This window comes from Stutzerimonas chloritidismutans AW-1 (genome assembly GCF_000495915.1).
Lineage (GTDB): Bacteria > Pseudomonadota > Gammaproteobacteria > Pseudomonadales > Pseudomonadaceae > Stutzerimonas > Stutzerimonas chloritidismutans.
Window position 1 is genome coordinate 1 of record NZ_AOFQ01000010.1, and the last position, 3,419, is coordinate 3,419.

Genomic DNA, 3,419 nt, shown 5'->3' on the forward strand with positions numbered 1-3,419 from the left:
TTGGTCTTGAACCGCTCGGCCTCCAAGCGCTTGAGCCACAAACAGAAACCGTTACGATGCCAATACAGAATTTTCACTTGGTTGCGCGTGCGGTTGAGAAAAACGAACAACGCCGGGTCGAACACCGCCACCTTGATATCCAACTCGACCAAGGCGGCCAGACCGTTGATGGATTTGCGGAAATCGACCGGCTTGGGGTAAAGGTAAACGGCTTTGACCTTGGGGTCGGGACGCATCATGGGCTGGGCTCCAGGAAAATCGGGAGCACAGCATCTGTGGGCCTTCACTTAACTTGAAGGTGTGGTTTGTGGAGCGGTTACGAGATGGGGGTGCTGGTCATACTGTTTAGCCCGGCCAATCTGTTGATTGCTGCGACGCTTTCAGCCCTGCTGGGCCTGAACCTGCATGGTGCTCTGGCGTTGCGTCAGAACGCCAACTGCACGGCCATCGCCAGCGCGGGGGTATGGCCCTCTCTGCTGGCCGGCGGTGCGTGCTGCGCCCCCAGCCTGTTATTGCTGTTAGGCATACCCGGGCTGGGTGTATTTGTCAGCCTATTCGCCTGGATGTTACCGCTGGCGCTGATTCTGTTGCTGATCAGCCGCTGTTGGCAAAGGTACAAAGGTGCGCCAGCAATATGATTGTTGAGCAATATAGCCGCCGCCATGATATTGCCACCGCATGAAGTACACATTCCTTTGCCACATAACGGCCTATGTGTTGTTAATCTTATGAGAATCACTAGCAAAAATCGGGTGGCTATACGTGGCGCAGAAGTTAGGGAACGCACTTCCCATTAGGCATATGGCGGGGATGGGTGATATAAATATTTATTACCCGACATCGCACCCAATTATCGAGCAAGTTCCATGAGCACATCTAGACGATTCCTGGCCCTCGTCCCACTCTTTTTTACGCCATTAGTGCTGCTCGGCATCAACAACATGAGTTCAGACAAGGCTATTGCCCTGATTATTCCATGGATAATATTTAGCATTTTCCACCTGATACTTTTTCTGTTTCTCAATAAGTATATACTATCTACTGGGCAACTCATTCTGACTAGCTTTTCGATGGCACTATTTATTACATGCATTATTGCGCTTTACTTCTTCTCACATGCATGGAGTGCAATCGCATAGCACGGCATGCGCCAAAGATCCGCGCCCGCTTACCATTGAATACTGACAATTAAAAAATTTAGCTAAACCCTGAGAACTCATTGCATCACTCAGTATCAAACCAGATTATTTAAAGCAAACAGCCTGAAAAAACAGAGAGCTTAAGTCGACAGACTATAGTTTCTCTCAATAATCTCCAGCGCCTGCCTGCCTAATAAAATATTGCTTCCAGATCCAGATACTGCCTTCTTTGTGTCCTCGGTCAAGATCTCAACCTGCCCAGTCAGGTTATTTAGGCGCACCCTTTCACTTGAGAATAGCAACTGAACACGGTCTAATTTTTCACGTAGATCTGCTGAAGCTCTCTCTACCTCAGATGTTGCAATCACCATTTCACTTTGTCCGTCGACTGTTTTCTGCTTTGCCTGCCCCATCAATAATCGCATTTCGCTAATAAGCCCCGTCAAATCCTCTTGACACTTTTCAAGAGATTTCAGGCGTATACCTATACTCTCCGAGTTATCCTTGGACATTGCTGCTAAACTTTTTACTTGGTCTGCAACAACCGCAAACCCTCGCCCTTGTTCTCCAGCTCTTGCGGCTTCGATTGCCGCATTCAGCGCCAATAGATTAGTTTGACTGGCAATTGCTGTTATGCCTTTTGAAAGGTCTGCTATGCTTTTGAACTCTACAAGAAGAATCTTTTCAGCCATTGAGAGTTTATCAACTACATCAATAGACCTTGTCACATGACCACCCAAGTCACGAACATTCTCGCAAACCGCCTCAAAAGCCTTATCAATATCATTTAAAATCCCATCGCAAGCCTCGATGTCTTTACTGAGTTCCGCGCTAGACTTAGCTGCTTGCAGAGCATCCTTAAGTACCCCTTCTACAAAATCGAGTTTCTTAGCTGAAGCAGAGTTAACATTCATTGCATTGTTGGTAATCTTCTCAATGCAAGAGTGCAAATCTTCAACTTCAGAAACCTTGCGCTCGTCAACTTTACAGCCAGTAATATGCTGCTCCTCAGCCACGTACCTCGATCTCAAGCCGCCACTTAAAACAACCCACAAAGAAAGCAATATGAAAACTATAGCAACATAGACTGCGCGCCCTGACTCATCACTCATGCCGAAAGGGTAAAACACCAACAACACATACATCACCACACAAAGTAGCGACACCCATAGCACGCCGCTCAACTTGGAGCGCGGTATTGAATTCAAAATATCAATCACCCCCTCACCACTCATAATAGAAATCGTTCAATCCAGCCAGCATGAGAATCAAAAACAAATAGAAGCAATAAAACTCACCCCCAAAACAAGCCGCTGTCTATATGACTGCATCATAGGGCAGCACAAGACACTACATGGCCAGTGTAATTTCCCCGATGAGTTTTAATTCATTTACACAATGAGAGGTATCAAGTTTATTAAATGGCAATTGCAGAAAGCGCTCGACACGGGCGCGAATGATTTGCACGGTCTGATCGAATACCGCGTTTATCTCCTCCTCCGAGCCCTGTTGCGCTGCCGGGTCGGCAAGCCCCCAGTGCGCCTTGAACGCCTGATCGAAATAAGCCGGACAAGGTTCATTAGCCGCATTGTCGCAGAGCGTAATCACCACATCGGGTTGCAGTTGTGCGTGCACCTCCTGGGACTTGCTGTACAGCCCCGTCTGCTCGATGCCGGCCCGTGCCAGGGCCTTCAGGCTTTGCGGATGCACCCAGCCACAGGGTTTGCTTCCCGCACTCACGGCACGCATGCTGACAGGGGCCAGGTGATTGAACACAGCTTCAGCCAGAATGCTGCGGCAGCTGTTGGCGGTACAAAGAAACAGGGCGGCCGCAAAAACTGAGTGCAACACCTGACCTTTCCGGTACGGTGTTGCCCCATGTCCTATTCCGAACTCAGCGTCGAAGAGCGCGCCGCCATTCAACTCGGTCAAGCCCAAGGTTTCAGCCTGCGCGGGATTGCTCGCCTGATCAACCGATCGCCCTCGACCATCAGCCGCGAGCTGAGACGCAATCAAGACGGCATTGGTGCTTACGCGGCCCGTAGCGCCCAACAACAGATGAGGATTCGGCGCCAAGCCTGCCGGCCCAAGCGCAAGCTGCTGCCGGGCAGTGAGCGCTTCGAGTTGGTGGTCCACATGCTGCGTGAGCGTTTGTCTCCCGAGCAGATTGCCGGCAAGCTGCGCAGCATGAACATTTCCAGCCTTAGAGATGCCTACGTCTGTCGCGAGACGATCTACAACGCGATCTATGCCCTGCCGGTCGGCGAACTGCGCCAGGAG

Annotated in this window: 5 protein-coding genes; 2 read left to right on the forward strand and 3 right to left on the reverse strand. The window is 50.1% G+C overall.

Annotated elements, in window-relative coordinates; genetic code table 11:
* A partial coding sequence (gene tnpB / locus F753_RS29235) for an IS66 family insertion sequence element accessory protein TnpB (RefSeq protein ID WP_023444234.1) occupies nt 1-239 on the reverse strand: 239 nt, incomplete at its 3' end.
* Nucleotides 240-329: 90 nt separating this feature from the next.
* Here tnpB and F753_RS29240 point away from each other — a divergent pair.
* A complete protein-coding gene (locus tag F753_RS29240; RefSeq protein ID WP_156924015.1) occupies nt 330-638 on the forward strand; it encodes a hypothetical protein in 309 nt (102 codons plus the stop codon).
* A 641-nt stretch (nt 639-1,279) separates the two neighbouring features.
* Here F753_RS29240 and F753_RS50150 read toward each other — a convergent pair.
* Together F753_RS50150 and F753_RS29255 are read right to left on the reverse strand one after the other, a co-directional pair.
* Nucleotides 1,280-2,374, reverse strand: a complete 1,095-nt coding sequence (locus F753_RS50150) for a methyl-accepting chemotaxis protein (protein ID WP_023444237.1) — start codon at nt 2,372-2,374, stop codon at nt 1,280-1,282.
* A 115-nt stretch (nt 2,375-2,489) separates the two neighbouring features.
* Entirely contained in the window at nt 2,490-2,990 is a 501-nt protein-coding gene (locus F753_RS29255; RefSeq protein WP_023444238.1) for an arsenate reductase ArsC, read from the reverse strand.
* A gap of 27 nt (nt 2,991-3,017) precedes the next feature.
* On the opposite strand from F753_RS29255, the gene F753_RS29260 reads away from it, so the two are divergent.
* On the forward strand, nt 3,018-3,419 hold a 402-nt coding region (locus F753_RS29260; RefSeq protein ID WP_023444239.1), incomplete at its 3' end, for a helix-turn-helix domain-containing protein.